The sequence below is a fragment of the Nocardia sp. CA-290969 genome, from assembly GCF_050936135.1.
Taxonomy (GTDB): domain Bacteria; phylum Actinomycetota; class Actinomycetes; order Mycobacteriales; family Mycobacteriaceae; genus Nocardia.
Window position 1 is genome coordinate 7316488 of record NZ_JBNJNJ010000001.1, and the last position, 16932, is coordinate 7333419.

Sequence of the window (16932 nt, forward strand, 5' to 3'; positions counted from 1 at the left end):
CCGACTCAGAAGTACCAGGGGTAGGGGCTCCAGTCGGGGGCGCGCTTCTCCAGGAAGGAGTCGCGGCCTTCGACGGCTTCGTCGGTCATATAGGCCATGCGGGTTGCTTCGCCGGCGAAGAGTTGCTGGCCGACCAGGCCGTCGTCGGCGAGGTTGAAGGCGTATTTGAGCATGCGCTGGGCCTGCGGGGATTTACCGTTGATCGCCGCGGACCATTCCAGGGCCACATCTTCGAGTTCCGCGTGATCGACCACGGCGTTCACCGCGCCCATCGCGTGCATTTCCTCGGCCGTGTAGGGGCGGCCGAGGAAGAAGATCTCGCGGGCGAATTTCTGGCCCACCAGTTTGGCCAGGTAGGCGCTGCCGTAGCCGCCGTCGAAACTGCCGACATCGGCGTCGGTCTGCTTGAAACGCGCGTGTTCGCGGCTGGCCAGGGTGAGGTCGCAGACCACGTGCAGGCTGTGGCCGCCGCCGGCCGCCCAGCCGTTGACCAGGGCGATCACCACCTTGGGCATGAAGCGGATGAGTCGCTGCACCTCCAGGATGTGCAGCCGGCCGGCGCGGGCCTTGTCGACCGTATCGGCGGTGTCGCCGCTGGCGTACTGATAGCCGCTGCGGCCGCGGATCCGCTGGTCGCCGCCGGAGCAGAAGGCCCAGCCGCCGTCCTTGGGGCTGGGGCCGTTGCCGGTGAGCAGGACGGCGCCGACATCGGCGGTGGTGCGGGCGTGGTCGAGTACCGCATAGAGTTCGTCGACCGTATGTGGGCGGAAGGCGTTGCGCACTTCGGGCCGGTCGAAAGCGATCCGGACGGTGCCCTGTTCGATATGCCGGTGGTAGGTGATATCGGTCAGGCCCTCGAACCCGGCCACGTCGCGCCACAGCGTCGGATTGAACGTCATGGGGGTGATTACATCAGGCGCGGTGCGGGCGGCGCGGCCGCGTTGAGTTCACCACATCTGCGCCGAATTGTTTGGACGCCGTAAAACCGCGGGTTACCGTGCCTGTATGAGCGAGCAGACCCAACCGGCAGTCGGCGACCGGGTCGTCGAGGATCGGATCGCGCACCAAGCCCCCGCGGTGGGGCGCGGCAGCGCGGCGGTGGCGCAACGCTCGGCCGCGCGACCGGCACCGAGCCCGGCCGCTCGATCGGCACAGCGGGCGACCGAGGCGCCGGCCGACGAATACGAGCAGCACGGTGGTTTCCCGAAACTCACCCCCGCCGAGGTCGGCCCGGAATTCGGCGAATTCGTCGAGGCCATGCGCACGCTGCAGGATCTGGCGGTATCGGCGGACGCGCCGATCGAGGTCTACCGCGAAGCGCGGGACAAAGTCGACGCCCTGATCGAGCTGCTCGCACCGTATCGGGCGGCGGAGGGCAAGAGCCCGGCCGGCCGGGCCGTCGAACTTCCGGGGCGCGGCAGTCTGCTCCTGCTGCCGTGGCGCATGGTGTCGGCCGGACCCGACGGCATCGTCATGGAAGGTGTGTTCCGCCGGTTCCATCTCGGCGGGAACGCCGCCGCCCACGGTGGTGTGCTGCCGCTGCTGTTCGACGATCTCTTCGGGATGACCGTCCACTACGCCGGGCGCCCCATCAGCCGGACCGCCTTCCTGCACGTCAACTACCGCAAGGTGACCCCGCTGGATACGCCGTTGACGGCGCGTGCCCGGGTCGAGCGGATCGAGGGTCGTAAAACGTTCGTCAGTTCCGAACTGGTCGACGAAGAAGGAACCGTCCTCGCCGACTGCGAGGGCCTGATGGTGCAACTCCTGCCCTGGCAGCCGTAACCGGTTCGGCCGGCACTTACTTCGGTACCCCCGCGTACGAATTGGTGCGGGAATGCATTCGTGTGGGCGATGCGTATAGTTGCGTTGCCCGTCCATACGAGTACTGATCCGGAGGATCCTTAAATTGGTTGCAGCACTGTCTGAATCACTGCTTGACGAGGCTACGCGCCCGGCCTTCCTCGCCGACGCCGTCCAGGTCCTGGACGCCGAGGTCTCCGATAAGGGCGGTGCCTCGGGTCTGGCCGTGAAGGGTGGGTACGCGGCGGTGAAGAAGATCAGCCCGTCCATCGTGCCCGACGCCCTGGAATCGCTGGCGCCCAAACTGCTCGAGCAGCTGGAGCCGTACTGGAACGAGTACAAGGCCGGCGCCGCCGGTAGCTTCGGCGAACTGCTCGCCGGTAAGGGTGACGAGGTCGCCGAGGCCTTGCTGACCGTCACCGATGCGCGTGCCGCGGCCTCCAGCCGGCCCGCTCTGCAGAAGGTGTACAACTCGATGCGTTCCTCGGCCAAGAAGAACGTCATCGAGGCGCTGCCCCGGGTCGGCGACCTGGTGCAGAAGCACGCCGGCTGACCGGATTCCGGCACCGTTACGGCCGCGCTCGCGCGCGGTACGTGGGGGCCTCGACGACGAGGTCCCCAACGGGGGACAGTCGCAAAAGGTCTGTGGCACGGGCGGGGCGTGCCCGCGACCAGCGCTCATGATGTGAGCAGGGTGACGCAGACGCGCCCGCCGGGGTCTGACAGTCTGGAGGCGTGAATCCGTCAACAGCGCAAGCCCGGGTGGTCGTCGACGAACTCGCCCGCGGCGGGGTGCGGGAAGTTGTCCTGTGCCCCGGCTCGCGGAACGCTCCGCTGGCGTTCGCGCTGCAGGCCGCCGACGCGGCCGGGAAGCTGCGGCTGCATATGCGCGTCGACGAGCGCACGGCCGGATTCCTGGCGGTCGGCCTGGCCGTGGCCTCGGGCGCACCGGTACCGGTGGTGATGACCTCGGGTACCGCGGTCGCCAATCTGGGTCCGGCGGTGCTGGAGGCCAATTACGCCCGGGTACCGCTGATCGTGCTCAGCGCCAACCGGCCCTACGAGATGCTCGGTACCGGCGCGAACCAGACCGTGGAACAACTCGGCCTGTTCGGCAGCCAGGTCCGGGCAACCATCAGCCTCGGGCTCGCCGAAGCCGAGCCCGCCCCCGAATACCCCCGGCAGAACAGCGTGTGGCGTTCCGCGGTGTGCCGGGTGCTGGCCGCCGCGCGCGGCACCCGGTCGGGCAATGCCGGCCCGGTCCATTTCGATATCCCGCTGCGCGAACCGCTGGTACCGGATGCCGCGAGCGACGAAACCACACCCGCCGGACGCGGCGTGGACCAGCCGTGGACCGCGACCCAGTACGCCACTCTCGACGTCCCGCTCGATATCGACCTCACCCCGGATACCGTCGTGATCTCCGGCCACGGCGCCGGTTTGCGCGATGAACTGGCGGCTTTGCCCACGGTCGCCGAACCCACCGCGCCCGTGCACGGCCCGGCCCTGCATCCGCTGGCGCTCTCGCTGCTGAAACCGCGGCAGGCGATCATCACCGGCCGGCCCACCCTGCACCGGCAGGTATCGCGGGTGCTGGCCGATCCCGAGGTCACCGTGTATGCGCTGACCACCGGACCCCGCTGGCCCGATGTCTCGGGCAATGTGGTCGGTACCGGCACCCGCGCGGTCACCAGTGGTGCGCCCACCGCACAGTGGCTGGCCCGCTGCCGCGAACTGGATCTGCGGGCGCGCGAAGTGGTGCGCGAGGAGCTGGCCCGCCATCCCAAACCCACCGGCCTGCACGTCGCCGCGGTGATCATGGACGCGCTCCGCGACGGCGATCAGCTGCTGCTGGGCGCGTCGAACCCGGTCCGCGACGCCGCGCTGGTCGCGGCGCCGAAACCGGGCGTGCGGGTGCTCTCCAACCGCGGTGTCGCGGGGATCGACGGCACGGTCTCCTCGGCGGTCGGCGCCGCACTGCATCATCCGGGCCGTACGATCGCCCTGATCGGCGACCTCACCTTCCTGCACGACGCATCCGGTCTCCTGATCGGCCGCGGCGAGCCCCGCCCCGACGATCTCACCATCGTGGTCGCCAACGACGACGGCGGCGGTATCTTCGAACTCCTCGAACAGGGCGACCCGCAGTACGCCGGTGTCTTCGAGCGTGTTTTCGGCACCCCGCACGGGATGGACCTCTCCGCCCTGTGCGCGGCGTACCGCATCCCGCACCGGCAGGTGGACCCGGCGGAGCTGTCCGCCGAACTCGCGGGCTCCGGCGGCGGTTTCCGGGTACTTGAGGTGCTCACCGATCGCACCGGTCTGCGCGAATTGCACGCCGCGGTCCGCACCAAGATCGACGCTTAGCCCCGGAATCGTTCGTTCTCGCGCGCCGGCAGCCCGGTCGCACGGTGAACGGGACGTTTCGCCCACGGTCGCTCGGCGTGCCGTGCAATAGCTCGTGCGGGACGACGGGAGCCGGCGTGTGGTGGGGCAGCTACCCGCCGGGCGACGCCATCGAGGTGCACCCACGGTGTACTCCGCTGCTCCCTGGTCCGCAGGATGGTCCGCCCCGGCGGACCTGGTTCCGGGGGCTGCCGGTGGCAGGGCGGTAACCCGAGCGATGAGTTCGCGGTCTTCGCCTCGTCTCCACTGGAGCAGCCCTGGATCGAGGAGACCGTATGCACCCCGAATTCGACCTGTCGCCCGCGGCGCACGCGCTGGCCGATATCGTCGCCGCGATCGACGACGCGCAACTCGATGCGCCGACGCCCGCCGATATCCCTGTCCGCGCCTTGATCGAGCATGTGGACGGTTTGGCGGAGGCGTTCCGCGCCGCCGCCACCAAGGAGGCGTCGGGTGCGTCCGCCGCGCCCGAATTCGGCTCCGGCGAATCGCTTCCCGGTGACTGGCGCACGTCCGTACCGGCCCGGCTGAGCGCGCTGGCACGGGCGTGGCAGGAATCCGCGGCATGGGAGGGGGATACCGAAGCGGGCGGGGTCGCGATGCCGGCGCCCGTGACCGCACGGGTCGCCCTGGACGAACTCGTCATCCACGCCTGGGACCTGGCGCGCGCGACCGGGCAGGACCTGAAGGTGAACGATGCGGACCTGGCCGTGCTGCTGGAATTCCTGCAGGACACCCCCGCGGAAGGCACCCCCGGGCTTTTCGGCCCCGTGGTCCCGATGGGCCCGGCGGCCCCGGCGGTGCACCGGGTACTCGGATTCACCGGTCGCGACCCCTTCTGGATTCCCTCGGCACGATCAACGTGCACCGCACCGCGTCACTCGGCTGACCCGGCCCGGCCGGTGTAACGAGCGAATCGCGGCGGGGAACACGGGGGCGCGGCGGGGATACCGCGATCACCGAGGACCCAGCCCGTCCTCCGGTGCGCCGTGCTCAGGGCGGTCGCGCCCGTCCCGTCCGAACCGTTCGCTCCGGAACTCGCGATCACTGTCGCCGCCGCTACAGCAGGAGAGCGCCGACGATCGCCGGGACAGGCGACCGCTCGAGCCGGAGAATGCTGGGCCGGCCGGCGCTATGGCCACCGATTCTCCCGTCCACGCTGGTCGTGCGTGCCGACCGCCGATGCCGGCTCGGCCGGTGGGCCACCGGCAACGGTGCTCGATGCCGAAGCTCGGCGAATACGGGACCGAGTGCGGCATGGATGCGCGCAGGGAGAGCCGGCGGCGGCGCGTAGGCTGTCGGCGTCATGATCGCTCTCCTGCTTGCTCTCGCCGGGTTCGCGTTCATGGATTCGCTCGATCTGCTGCTGGTGGGGGTCACCGCGGCGGTGGTGGTGGACAGCCGGCTCGCCCGGCAATCGCCGGTGCCGGGTGGGGCGAGTTTCATCGCCGGCGTTTTCGTGGTCACCACGACGTTCGGCCTGCTGGCGGTGCTGGGGATCGACTTTCTCACCGAGCTGGTGGATTTCGAGTTGACCCCGACCATCCGTACTTGGGGCGCGCTGGCTTTCGGTCTCGCGTTGCTCGTGCTCGCCGCCGTGCCCGCGGGTGCCCGGGCCGAACCCCCGGCCTGGACGGTATCCATCCGGCGGCGGCCCTGGTTGCTCGGCGTGCTCGGGATGGCCATCGGTCTGGCGCAAGCGCCGACCGCTATCCCGTATCTGGCGGGACTGGCCATGATTTCGGCCCGCGATCCGCGGCCGGACTTGTGGCCGCTGATCGTCGTCGCCTATTGCGCACTGGCTTTGCTACCGCCGCTGCTGGTGCTCGCGCTGGCGACCCGCCGTACACCCGCCGCACAGCGGGTCTATCGGACCGTTCTGCGCGGTGTCACGGAATACGGTCCGCTGTCGGTACGTATCGTCTTCGTGCTACTGGGGGTCGGCCTGATCGGCGCCGCGGCCCTCGACTACGACCACCTCTGGTGACCCGGAGACCACCCGGGGTCTCAGACCGTGGAACGTACGAAAACTCCCGCGGCAGCAGCGCTCGCCGCGGCCTCCGCCGCGAACCGGACAGCGTGCTCGTCGATCGGGTCGCCGCTGGCCAGCAGGCGGTAGTACAGCGGTCCGGAGACCGCGCCGAGTACGGCGCGGGGGTCGGTGCCCGGTGGTACCTCGCCCCGTTCGACGGCATCGGTGATACACGCTGACCATTCGGTGAGGCGTGCCTCGTAGAAGCGGTGCAGCGCTTCGGCTGTGGCTTCGTCACAGGTGGCCGCGGCGATGACTGCCCGGAAGAGGCGGCCCTGCCGCGGGTCGGTGAGGGTTTTCGCTACCAGGCGGGCGTTGGCCGCGAGATCGCCGCGCAGCGATCCCGTCGCCGCGCGCGGTACCGACTGTTCCGCCATGTCCACCAGGAGGTCGGCGACGAGTCCGGCCGGGGTGCGCCAGCGCCGGTAGACCGTTGTCTTGCCGACCTCGGCCCGGCCGGCTACCTCGCCTAGATCGAGTCGGGCGAAGCCGTGTTCGGCCAGCAGTTCGCCGGCTACCTGCAATACCGCCGTGCGTACCCGGGCGGTGCGGCCGCCCGGCCGGACCGATCCTGGTGCGGCCTCGTCAGCAGTCATAACGGAACTCCAGTTTCATTTGTGCGTGCGACGGTGTATGTTCGAATCACTAACGAAACTCTAGACCCTTTAGGAGTCGAGATGGAATACCGTCGCCTGGGATCCTCCGGACTGGTCGTACCCGCATTGAGCTTCGGTGCCGGTACCTTCGGCGGACGCGGGGAACTGTTCGGCGCCTGGGGTGATACCGATGTCGACCAAGCACGCCGGTTGGTCGATATCAGCCTCGATGCGGGGGTCACGATGTTCGACACCGCCGATGTCTATTCCGACGGCGCCTCCGAGGAAGTGCTCGGCGCCGCCATCCGCGGCCGCCGCGACCGGCTGCTGCTGTCCACCAAGGCGAGCCTGCCCACCGGGCCCGGCCCGTTCGACGCCGGTTCGGGTCGCGCCCGGCTGATCGGTGCCGTGGAGGCCGCACTGCGCCGCCTCGGCGTCGAGCACATCGATCTGTTCCAGTTGCACGCCTACGACGCCCGGACCCCGATCGAGGAAGTGTTACGCGCCCTGGACGATCTGGTGCGCGCCGGCAAGATCCGCTACCTCGGCGCCTCCAATTTCGCCGGCTGGCAGCTGATGAAATCGCTGGCCGCCGCCGACCGGCACGGGCTCACCCGCTACATCGCCCACCAGGTGTACTACTCGCTGGCCGGGCGCGACTACGAGTGGGAACTGATGCCGCTGGGCCTCTCCGAAGGGGTGGGCGCGGTGGTCTGGAGTCCGCTCGGCTGGGGCCGGCTCACCGGCAAGATCCGCCGCGGGCAACCATTGCCCGCGGGCAGCCGGCTGCACCGCACCGCCGAAGCGGGGCCGCCGGTGGACGACGAGCATCTCTACAACGTCGTGGACGCGCTGGACGAAATCGCCGCCGAGACAGGCCGGACGGTGCCGCAGATCGCCTTGAACTGGTTGCTGTCGCGCCCGACCGTGAGCACGGTGATCGTCGGCGCCCGCAACGAGGAACAGCTGCGGCAGAATCTCGGTGCCGTCGGCTGGGAACTCACCGCCGGCCAGATCGCCCGGCTCGATGCCGCGAGCGCGCTCACCCCGCCGTACCCCTACTACCCGTACTACCGGCTGCCCGATTTCACCCGGCTCAATCCGCCCGCCGTACCGGTCACCGCGGGTCAGTAGACGTCGCGCACATAGCGCTTCTCGGCCACCAACTGCTTCTTGAAGGCCAGGGCGCCGTCCTCGTCGAGTTTGCCGTGGATGCGGGCGATGCGCAGCAGCGCGTCGTCCACATCCTTGGCCATCCGGGCGGCGTCACCGCAGACATAGAAGTGGGCGCCGTCGCGCAACCACGACCACAGTTCCGCGCCGTGCTCGATCATCCGGTGCTGGACGTAGATCCGTTCCCGCTGATCGCGGGAGAAGGCCAGATCCAGCCGCGAAAGGTGGCCGGAGCGGAACATATCCTCGAGTTCGGTGCGGTAGTAGAAGTTCTGCGCCGCGTGCTGATCGCCGAAGAACAGCCAGTTCTTCCCGGTGGCACCCAGCGCGCGGCGCTCGTGCAGGAAACCGCGGAACGGCGCGATCCCCGTGCCCGGGCCCACCATGATCATCGGCACGCTCGGATCCAGCGGCGGCCGGAAATGCGGGGCGCGCTGCAGGAAGATCGGCACCTGCGCGCCGGCGGCGCGATCGGCCAGAAAGGTGGAGCACACGCCGCCGCGCCGGGCGGCCGAGCCGGCGGCCCGCGGATCGCCGTACCGGACGATGCCGACGGTCAATTCCACCTGCCGCGGATTCACCAGCGGGCTCGACGAAATCGAATATTGACGCGGTTGCAGTTTTTTCAGGACATCGAGCCATTCCACCAGGTCGGCCCGGACCGGGAAATCGCGCAGCACGTCCACCACCTGGCGATCCCACAGGTAACCGGCCAGTTCGTTGCGGTTGTCGCGGCGCAGCAGCTTGGCCAGCCGGTTGCTCGGATTGCGTTCGGCCACGAATTCGAGGAGATCCCGGGAGATCTTGGCGATGTCGTACTGCGTGCGCAGCGCCTGTTCCAACGGCATCTCGGTACCGCCCGCGGTTACCGTCCGGCCGGCGTCCAAGCCGGTCGCGTCGAGGAATTCGGCGACCAGCGACGGACAGTTGGCCGGCCATATCCCGAGCGAATCGCCCACCTCGTAGCGTGCGTCCGAACCGCTGAGGTCGAAGGCGATCCGCCGGACCTCCTTGACCGAATCGGGTGTGGTCAGTACCTCGTTGCGGGTCAGGGGTGCCGGGACCGGCAGGTTCCGGGTGAACGGGGCCGGCGCCGGCCGGCGCGTCGGCGCCGGCGCGGTGCGTTCCAGCACTCCGGTCGCCGTGGCCGGGCCGGACGGAAGTCCGGCCCGCTCGGACGTACCTATGGCACCGAACCCGCCGCCGGGGTTTCCGCCGAGCCCGTTGCCGGTGTCGCCGGGATGCGCGCCGAACCCGTCGCCGGTGTTCGGGCTGTTGGCGAGGGTGTCCGGTTCCGGCCCGGCGCCGGTGAGCGCCGCGATCACCCGGTCCAGCCAGTCCGCCCCGCGTTCGGCGAAATCGGGTTCGCTGTCGACCCGCGGCAACAGCCTGGTGGCACCGCGTTCGGCGAATGTCGTATCCAGCCGGCGGCCGTGACCACAGAAATCGTCGTAGGAGGAGTCGCCCATCGCGAACACCGCGAATCGCATACCGGTGAACCGCTGCATGCTCGCCGCGAGCCGGGTCCAGAAATCGGCGCCGTTGTCGGGCGGTCCGCCGTCGCCGAACGTACTGCTGATCACCAGGACCTCGCCGGACAGCGCGGCGAGATCGCAGGAGTCCATATCGATCAGGCGCGGCTGGAAACCGGATTCGGTCAGCCGCTGCGCCGCGGTGGCCGCGAACTCCTCGGCATTGCCGGTCTGCGAGGCCCACAGCACCGTCACCACCGGACTCGACGGCGCCGCAGCGGTGTCGGCCGGCGGATTCGCGGGCTCGACGCGCGAATACATTCCGGCCAGCAGTCCATCCACCCACAGCCGGCTCTGCCGGGAGAGCGGGGCGGTTTCCGGGAGCACCGGCTGCCCCGAGACCGGTAGCGACTGCAACGCCGCCAGATAGCCGCCGAGGTAGATCCGTTCGGTCTCGCTGAGTGTGGGCGAGGCCGCGCCGTCGAGACCCAGCACCGCGGCCAGCGGATGCGCCCCGGCCGATTCCGGCCGGCTACCGGGCATTTCGGGTGCCTCGGCCCGCACCACCGGTGCCACCCGGCGCAGCGCGACCGCGCACGCCTTGAACTCCGGCTGCAGCGAATCGGCATCCACCGCATCGTTGGTGACGGCATTGATGGTCAGGTATTCGCCCTGTTCGTCGTTCCAGTGGAACGGTGCGAAACACCCGCCGGGACGTACCCGGTCGCTGATCCGCACGGGCAGCACCGCGCGACCCCGCCGCGAGGTGATCTCCACCTGATCGCCCGCGGCCAGCCCCAGTTCGCGGGCGTCGTCGGGGTGGATCTCGGCGAAGGGGTCGCGATTCAGTTTGTTGAGCTTGTCGATGCGGCCCGTTTTGGTCATCGAATGCCACTGATGCTGCAGGCGGCCGGTGTTGAGCAGGAACGGGTAGTCGTCGTCCGGCATCTCGGCCGGCAACATGTGCGGGCGCGGCCAGAAAACCGCCCGCCGGTTCGGCGTCGGGAAGGCCAGGCGCGGCCGGTGCCCGTTCTCGTCGACGAACGCGGTCTGGCTCACCCCGTCGTTGACGTAGCGAATCGGGTTGCGGCGCTGCTCGGGGTCCGGGCAGGGCCACTGCATGGGGCCCTCGCGCAACCGGTCGTAGCTCATTCCGCGCAGGTCGTAGCCGGTGTTCGGATTGGCGAAACGGCGAATCTCTTCGAATACCTCGGCGCTGGAGGTGTAGGTGAATCCGGGGAAACCCATGGCGGTCGCCACCTGGGCGATGAGTTGCCAGTCCGGGCGGGCCGCCCCCGCCGGATCGATCGAGCGCTGCTGCAGCGTGACCGTGCGCTCGGAATTCACCATGGCGGCATCCGTTTCCGCCCACAGGGTGGCGGGCAGCAGCAGGTCCGCATAGGTATTGGTGGCGGTATCGGTGTAGGCGTCCTGGGTTATCACCAGTTCGGCGGCTTCCAGGCCCGCGATCACCGTTTTCCGGTTCGCCACCGTGGCCACCGGGTTGGTGCAGATGATCCACGCCGCTTTGATCGTGCCGGCCGCCAGGCCCCGGAACATTTCCACGGTGCCGGGCCCGGCCTCGGCGCGCAGGCTCCCCGGCGGGAGTTCCCAGGCCGTCTCCACGAAGGTCCGGTCGGCGGGGGAGAGCACACTGCGTTGCCCGGGCAGCCCGGGACCCATGTACCCCATTTCCCGGCCGCCCATGGCGTTCGGCTGGCCGGTCAGCGAGAACGGTCCACTGCCCGGGCGGCAGATCGCGCCGGTGGCCAGATGCAGGTTGCACAGGGCGTTGGTGTTCCAGGTGCCGTGCGTGGACTGATTGAGGCCCATCGTCCACAGGCTCATCCACTCGCCCGCCGCGCCGATCCACCGGGCCGCCGTACGGATATCCTCCTCGGCCAGCCCGGTCAGGGCCGCGACCCGGTCCGGGGTGTAATCGGCCAGGAATTCCGGCATGGCCGCCCAGCCCTCGGTGTGCTCGGCGATGAACTCCTCGTCGATATCACCGGCCTCCACCAGCAAGTGCAGCAGCCCGTTGAGGAGAGCGAGATCGGTCCCGGGGGCGATCTGCAGGAACAGGTCCGCGCGGGCGGCGGTTTCGGTGCGGCGCGGATCCACCACGATCAGCTTCGCCCCGGCTTTGAGCCGCTCGGCCATCCGCAGGAAAAGAATCGGATGGCAATCGGCCATATTCGCGCCGATCACGAAGAACAGGTCGGCGTGTTCGAAATCGTCGTAGGAACCCGGCGGGCCGTCGGCGCCCAGCGATTGCTTGTAACCGGTGCCGGCGCTCGCCATGCACAGCCGGGAGTTGGCCTCCATATGCACGGTCCGCAGATAGCCCTTGGCGAGTTTCGTCGCCAGGTACTGCGCTTCCAGCGACATCTGCCCGGAGACGTACAGCGCGATCGCGTCGGGCCCGTGTTCGTCCAGGATGGCGCGCAGTCGCGCCGCGGCCTCGGCCACGGCCTCGTCCACCCCCACCGGCTGCGGTTCGACCCCGCGTTCGGGCCGGCGGTAGGCGGTGGTCATCCGGCCCGGCGCCCGCGTCAGCTCGAGATGGGTGGCGCCCTTCGTGCATAGTCGCCCGGCGTTCGCCGGATGCAGTTTGTCCCCCGCGACCTTGGCGATCACCGGCGCGCCGGTGGCGTCGGTACCGGTGGTGACCTCGATTCCGCAGCCCACACCGCAGTACGAGCACGCCGTCTTGGTGGTCGTGCCCGGTCCCGGTTCCATACCTGCCTCGGACATGGTTCCGATGGTGCCCGCGACCCGTTTCCTCGGGTTTGCCCGATGTTATCGCCGCATCACATTCCACTTCACCGGCGAAAATCACAGCTGTGAGGAAAATGAACCGGCCCGGTCAGGAACCGAGCTTGTACCCCCGGTGCAGCGCGACCACCCCGCCCGTCAGGTTCCGCCACTGCGCCCCCGACCAGCCCGCCTGCGTGACCCGCCGCCCCAGCTGCCGCTGGTTCGGCCACGCCCGGATGGATTCGGCCAGGTAGACGTAGGCGTCGGGGTTACTGCTCACCGCGCGGGCGACCCGCGGGAGCGCCTTCATCAGGTACTCCATGTAGATCGTCTTGAACACCGGGATCACCGGCGTGGAGAACTCACAGATCACCAGCCGGCCGCCCGGTTTGGTGACCCGCAGCATCTCGCGTAGCGCGAGATCGATATCGGCAACATTGCGCAGGCCGAACGAGATGGTCACCGCGTCGAACGAATTGTCCGCGAACGGCAGCGCCATGGCGTCGCCCGCGACCATCGGCACCTTGCGGTGCCGGCCTGCCGCCAGCATGCCCTGGGAGAAATCGGCGGCCACACACCACGCGCCGGATTTCCCCAGCTCCACGGTGGAGACGCCGGTGCCGGCCGCCAGATCGAGAACCTGCTCGCCCGGTCGCGGAGCGATGGCCCGGCGGGTCATCCACCGCCAATAGCGGTCCTGGCCGCCCGAGATCACCGTATTGGTGAGGTCGTATCGTCGCGCCACCCCGTCGAACATCGAAGCGACCTCGTGCGGTTGCTTGTCCAGCGAGGCCCGAACCGATTGCGTATTCGCCACAGCCCGACCCTACTCGGCGCCGCACGGCCGCGAGCGAGCCGATCAGGCCGAACGCGATAACCGATATTCGGTGCCGATCACCTCGGCGTAGTGCCCCATGAGTTCGGTGCACAGGGCCGGCCAGGTGCGGTGCAGCACCGATTTCCGGGCGGCCGTGGCAAACCGGGCGCGCAGTTCCGGATCACGCAACGCGGCGACGGTACTGGGCAGCAGTTCGGTGAACTGCTCGACCGGCAGCAGATAGCCGTTGCGGCAGGGGGAGACGAGATCGCGCGGGCCGCCGGCGTCGGGACCGATTACCGGAACACCGCTGGCCAGCGCCTCCTGCACACCCTGACAGAAGGTTTCGTGTTCGCCGGGATGCACCATCACGTCCAGGCTCGCGTAGGCCTGCGCCAGTTCGTCACCACCGAGTTCCCCGGTGAATACGGCACCCGGTAGCAGCGCGGCGAGTTTCGACCGTTCCGGCCCGTCCCCGACGATCACCAGCTGAATCGCTGGATCATCGGCCAGTACCGCCAGCCGATCGACGTGCTTCTCCGGCGCCAGCCGGCCCACGAACCCCACCACCAGCCGGTCGCTGTCACCGGACGTGAACGGGTCGGACCCGGCGGCGGGGCGTGACTCCGTAGCGCCTCCACTCGTGCTCGACCGGCGCAGCCACTGTTGCCGCAACTCGGGGCGCCGGGCGGCCGGAGTGAACCGCACCGCGTCGACCCCGCGGGCCCACCGGTGTACCCGCGGAATCCCGTGCCGGGCCAGGCTCTCCGCCGCCGCGCTGGACGGTGCGAGGGTGCGGGCCGCGCCCTCGTGGATCCGGCGGGTCCAGCCCCAGGCCGCCCGGCTGGCCAGGCCCAGCCCGTAGCTCTTGGCGAACCCGGCCACATCGGTCTGATACACCGCGACCGTGGGCAGATCCAGCCGCAGCGCGGCGGCCAGGCCGCCCGCGCCGAGCAGGAACGGGGAAGCCAGATGCACCACATCGGCATCGAAATCGCCGAGGGTCCGGACCATCCCCGGCTGCGGCAGGCCCACGGGCAGCGAGCTGATCTTCGGCACCATCACCGCGGGCACCCGGTGTACCGGGAATCTGCCGTGGTGCCGCGGTGCGGGCGCCCGGCCGCGCAGCGTATCGGGCGCGATGACGAGTGCCTCGTGTCCGTGCCGATCCAGATGGTCGAGCACCCGCAGGACCGAGTTCACGACGCCGTTCATATTCGGGAGAAACGACTCCGCAACGATGGCTACGCGCACACGGTCAGTCTGCGGGGTCGCGGGGCTCCGGCACGCGTCGGCGATATGACACCGGATCGAAGATCCGGCGAACACTCATCGAACCGGTTTCGGCACGCAACAGCAGCCACAGGACGGGCAGGGCCAGCGCCCAGATCGTCGCCAGCACCGAGAGCGCCGGGAGGATCGCGACCCGGACGTCCCGGCCGGCCACCCGCACCAGGTCCGGGTCGGCGCGGTTGTATTCCACGTTGATCCGTTCACCCGCGGTCAGGTTGGTCGGGTACAGCACACCGACCTTGGGATTATGGGTCACGCCGTCCGGGGTGACGTACATCACCGCCGACCGCAATCGCCCGGCGGACAGCACCTCACCCGTGGTTTCACCCTTGTCCGATTCGATCAGATAGTCGTTGCGCCAGGCCGCGAGCACCAGCAGCACCATCAGCACGCTCACCGAAACGGCGGCGATCAGCACCCCGATACGGAGCCGCCGCAGGCGTTCGGCCCGTGCCGAACGGTCCGGGGATTCGGCGGCCTCGATACCGGATGGTTCATCCGATACGTGCACCGGCGGCGGCGCAGCCACTTCTGCCTGGTCGGGCACGCCTACCTCCGCCGGAATCGATATCGGCCCGCCGTCGGCGGCCCGGTGCACGGACAAATCTGTGTTCGGCGCCGCCGCACCGGCGCACGCCGCCGGACCGCTCGCCACCGAGGCGGCCGGTACACGGCACCGCAACAGCCTAATGGGCACTGTCGGACGCGCCCACCCACCGGCATGTGTTACCGCCGAGGGTCGGCTCGGGCCGCGCTGTCACCACAGCGCGGCATTGCGCGGCCGCCCGCTTCGGCCGGCCCACGGCCGGGTCGTTCACCACATGCTCTGCTCGGTAGTCGAGTCGCCTATTTCGTCGGGCGACAACCAGGCGGCACGTACGGATCGGGTTCCGGGGCTCAGGGAATCGGCGCGCACGACCGCCGCGGGGCAGCGCCGGCGTTCCGCGTCGCCTCGGTCCCGCACCGGGGCATGATTGCAGCGGGACCAGGGTGTGATTGCAGCGGGACCGGGGCGTTGATTGTGGGGCGGTACCTGTCCGGTGGTCAGGATACGGCGGATCAGCGTCGCGGCCGTCGCGGCCGTCGCGGAAGGAGGTGGTACCTCCGGGGGTCGGCTACTGTAGGCGCTCATGGCCCGCAAATTCGGCTTCACGCTGACCTATCCGATCCCGGTCGCCGAACTCCACGCCGCGCTCACCGGGGAAGAACTGTGGCACGACCGCTTCGCCGGCGCGCAGACAGCCACCCTCGACCTGTCCCATCCGGGCGGGCCGGGCACCATCCGCCTCGCGATGAGCGAGAAGATCCGCCCGGAGAAGATCCCCGGCATCGTCCGCAAGGTGCTCAAGAGCGATCTGGTCGTCACCCGCGTGGACAACTGGCAGGCCCTGACCGGCGATACCGCCGAGGGCAGCTTCGAGGGCACCTCCTCGGCCATCTCCTCGGAGATGACCGGAACCTACCGGCTCCGCCCCGCCGGCGACGGTTCGGAACTGGTGGTGTCCGGATCGGTGAAGGTCAAGGTCCCGCTGGTCGGCGGCGCCATCGAACCCCTCGCCGAACAGCTCCAGCGCCGCGTGGTGGAAAGCGAACGCAAGTTCATCCTGAAATGGTTCGAGGAACGCGCCCGGGCCTGACGGACGGCGCGACCGGACCTCAGAGCCCGTCGCAGGGCGCGTCCATCGCGGCCGCGGGATCGAACTCCGTCGGTTCGACCATCACCAGCCAGTTCCCCGAATTGTCCCGGAACACCGCCTCCACGCCGTACGGCCGCTCCGCCGGCGGCTGGACGAATTCCACGCCCTTGGCTGTGAGCTCCTTATAGGCCTGTTGACAGTCCGTTGTCGTGAGTCCCAGCGAGCCGTGCGTCCCGCTGGCCAGCGACCGGCGGATCGCCTCGGCGAGGTTCTCGTCCAGGGGCGGGCCGGGCACCATCAGGGTCACCTGGAGTTCCGGATGATCCGGGTGCGCCACGGTCACCCAGCGGAAGCCGTTGTCGCCCATCTGCATATCGGCGGTTTCCACGAAGCCGAGCGTGTCGATGTACCAGTTCTTCGCCTCGGTCTGGTCGGCCACGTATACCGTGACCAGCGAAATATTGGAGATGATCGGGGTCATGATCCGAGACTAGGCGCCGCGTGCGCGCCGGGGCTTCTCCGAAATTGCGCTATCGGGCCGGCGGTCGGACAGGCCGTGCATGAACACATAGCAGCCGGGGATCCGCGGCGCGCCGTCGGCGAATTTCGCCTGGTACTCCGACGGCGACACTCCCACCAGCTCGGTGAACTTCCGCGAGAACGAGCCGAGGCTGGTATAGCCGACGAGCAGGCATACCTCGGTCACCGCAGTATTGGTGGCCCGCAGCAGATCCTGCGCCCGCTCGATCCGCCGTTCGGCCAGATACAGCGCGGGTGTGCGGCCATAGGTCGCGGCGAAACAGCGTAGGAAGTGATACTTCGAGACCCCGGCGGCCGCGGCCATCCCGGTCAGGTCGAGTGGCCGCGCGTATTCGCGGTCGATGAAATCGCGCGCCCGCCGCAGGTGGGGGAGCAGATCCTCGGGAACCGGCCGGGCCGCCATGGG

Annotated in this window: 15 protein-coding genes; 7 read left to right on the plus strand and 8 right to left on the minus strand. The window is 69.3% G+C overall.

The features are described from left to right. Positions 1–5: 5 nt before the first annotated feature. Positions 6–899, minus strand: a complete 894-nt coding sequence (locus ACQEVO_RS33645; protein ID WP_432920991.1) for a 1,4-dihydroxy-2-naphthoyl-CoA synthase — start codon at positions 897–899, stop codon at positions 6–8. Between the two features lie 106 nt (positions 900–1005). On the opposite strand from ACQEVO_RS33645, the gene ACQEVO_RS33650 reads away from it, so the two are divergent. From ACQEVO_RS33650 to ACQEVO_RS33670, 5 genes are all read left to right on the plus strand, one after another. Further along, positions 1006–1785 (plus strand): PaaI family thioesterase, encoded by a 780-nt coding sequence (locus ACQEVO_RS33650; protein WP_432920994.1) that lies wholly within the window; start codon positions 1006–1008, stop codon positions 1783–1785. 124 nt (positions 1786–1909) lie between these two features. Then, positions 1910–2356, plus strand: a complete 447-nt coding sequence (locus ACQEVO_RS33655; RefSeq protein WP_280396908.1) for a DUF6918 family protein — start codon at positions 1910–1912, stop codon at positions 2354–2356. A 182-nt stretch (positions 2357–2538) separates the two neighbouring features. After that, positions 2539–4170, plus strand: a complete 1632-nt coding sequence (gene menD, locus ACQEVO_RS33660; protein ID WP_432920999.1) for a 2-succinyl-5-enolpyruvyl-6-hydroxy-3-cyclohexene-1-carboxylic-acid synthase — start codon at positions 2539–2541, stop codon at positions 4168–4170. Positions 4171–4484: 314 nt separating this feature from the next. After that, positions 4485–5117 (plus strand): TIGR03086 family metal-binding protein, encoded by a 633-nt coding sequence (locus ACQEVO_RS33665; RefSeq protein WP_432921002.1) that lies wholly within the window; start codon positions 4485–4487, stop codon positions 5115–5117. A gap of 398 nt (positions 5118–5515) precedes the next feature. Further along, complete coding sequence (locus tag ACQEVO_RS33670) at positions 5516–6196, plus strand: GAP family protein (protein WP_432921005.1); 681 nt, start codon at positions 5516–5518, stop codon at positions 6194–6196. 20 nt (positions 6197–6216) lie between these two features. Here the strand turns inward: ACQEVO_RS33670 and ACQEVO_RS33675 are convergent, their stop codons facing one another. Next, positions 6217–6837, minus strand: coding sequence for a TetR/AcrR family transcriptional regulator (locus ACQEVO_RS33675; protein WP_432921008.1), 621 nt, complete (start codon positions 6835–6837; stop codon positions 6217–6219). An 81-nt stretch (positions 6838–6918) separates the two neighbouring features. Here ACQEVO_RS33675 and ACQEVO_RS33680 point away from each other — a divergent pair, with 81 nt between their 5' ends. Further along, on the plus strand, positions 6919–7971 hold the full coding sequence (locus ACQEVO_RS33680; RefSeq protein ID WP_432921011.1) for an aldo/keto reductase: 1053 nt from the start codon (positions 6919–6921) through the stop codon (positions 7969–7971). On the opposite strand, the gene ACQEVO_RS33685 is transcribed toward ACQEVO_RS33680, so the two are convergent. The 4 genes from ACQEVO_RS33685 to ACQEVO_RS33700 all read right to left on the minus strand — a co-directional run bounded on the left by ACQEVO_RS33685 (position 7965) and on the right by ACQEVO_RS33700 (position 14734). Further along, on the minus strand, positions 7965–12236 hold the full coding sequence (locus ACQEVO_RS33685) for a molybdopterin-dependent oxidoreductase (protein ID WP_432921014.1): 4272 nt from the start codon (positions 12234–12236) through the stop codon (positions 7965–7967). The two genes, ACQEVO_RS33680 and ACQEVO_RS33685, sit on opposite strands and share 7 nt — an antisense overlap. 112 nt (positions 12237–12348) lie before the next feature. Then, the gene (locus tag ACQEVO_RS33690) at positions 12349–13056 is read right to left on the minus strand and encodes a demethylmenaquinone methyltransferase (protein WP_432921017.1); all 708 of its coding nucleotides are present in this window, start codon (positions 13054–13056) and stop codon (positions 12349–12351) included. A 42-nt stretch (positions 13057–13098) separates the two neighbouring features. Further along, positions 13099–14310 carry a glycosyltransferase family 4 protein gene (locus ACQEVO_RS33695; protein ID WP_432921020.1) on the minus strand — a complete coding sequence of 404 codons (1212 nt, stop codon included), beginning with the start codon at positions 14308–14310 and terminating at the stop codon, positions 13099–13101. Between the two features lie 4 nt (positions 14311–14314). Beyond that, the gene (locus ACQEVO_RS33700; RefSeq protein ID WP_432923307.1) at positions 14315–14734 is read right to left on the minus strand and encodes a DUF3592 domain-containing protein; all 420 of its coding nucleotides are present in this window, start codon (positions 14732–14734) and stop codon (positions 14315–14317) included. A gap of 745 nt (positions 14735–15479) precedes the next feature. Here ACQEVO_RS33700 and ACQEVO_RS33705 point away from each other — a divergent pair. Continuing rightward, a complete protein-coding gene (locus ACQEVO_RS33705) occupies positions 15480–15986 on the plus strand; it encodes a DUF2505 domain-containing protein (protein WP_432921023.1) in 507 nt (168 codons plus the stop codon). A gap of 19 nt (positions 15987–16005) precedes the next feature. On the opposite strand, the gene ACQEVO_RS33710 is transcribed toward ACQEVO_RS33705, so the two are convergent. Both ACQEVO_RS33710 and ACQEVO_RS33715 read right to left on the minus strand, forming a co-directional pair. Then, positions 16006–16458: a VOC family protein gene (locus tag ACQEVO_RS33710; protein ID WP_432923310.1), complete on the minus strand. Its 453-nt coding sequence runs from the start codon at positions 16456–16458 to the stop codon at positions 16006–16008. An 18-nt stretch (positions 16459–16476) separates the two neighbouring features. Then, the gene (locus ACQEVO_RS33715) at positions 16477–16929 is read right to left on the minus strand and encodes a helix-turn-helix transcriptional regulator (protein WP_432921026.1); all 453 of its coding nucleotides are present in this window, start codon (positions 16927–16929) and stop codon (positions 16477–16479) included. Positions 16930–16932: the final 3 nt, after the last annotated feature.

Excerpts from the sequence above, each read along its gene's own strand:
- ACQEVO_RS33645 (WP_432920991.1), bottom strand. The coding sequence starts at position 899 with ATGACGTTCAATCCGACGCTGTGGCGCGACGTGGCCGGGTTCGAGGGC.
- ACQEVO_RS33650 (WP_432920994.1), top strand. The coding sequence starts at position 1,006 with ATGAGCGAGCAGACCCAACCGGCAGTCGGCGACCGGGTCGTCGAGGAT.
- ACQEVO_RS33665 (WP_432921002.1), top strand. The coding sequence starts at position 4,485 with ATGCACCCCGAATTCGACCTGTCGCCCGCGGCGCACGCGCTGGCCGAT.
- ACQEVO_RS33670 (WP_432921005.1), top strand. The coding sequence starts at position 5,516 with ATGATCGCTCTCCTGCTTGCTCTCGCCGGGTTCGCGTTCATGGATTCG.
- ACQEVO_RS33675 (WP_432921008.1), bottom strand. The coding sequence starts at position 6,837 with ATGACTGCTGACGAGGCCGCACCAGGATCGGTCCGGCCGGGCGGCCGC.
- ACQEVO_RS33680 (WP_432921011.1), top strand. The coding sequence starts at position 6,919 with ATGGAATACCGTCGCCTGGGATCCTCCGGACTGGTCGTACCCGCATTG.
- ACQEVO_RS33685 (WP_432921014.1), bottom strand. The coding sequence starts at position 12,236 with ATGTCCGAGGCAGGTATGGAACCGGGACCGGGCACGACCACCAAGACG.
- ACQEVO_RS33700 (WP_432923307.1), bottom strand. The coding sequence starts at position 14,734 with ATGGTGCTGCTGGTGCTCGCGGCCTGGCGCAACGACTATCTGATCGAA.
- ACQEVO_RS33705 (WP_432921023.1), top strand. The coding sequence starts at position 15,480 with ATGGCCCGCAAATTCGGCTTCACGCTGACCTATCCGATCCCGGTCGCC.
- ACQEVO_RS33715 (WP_432921026.1), bottom strand. The coding sequence starts at position 16,929 with ATGGCGGCCCGGCCGGTTCCCGAGGATCTGCTCCCCCACCTGCGGCGG.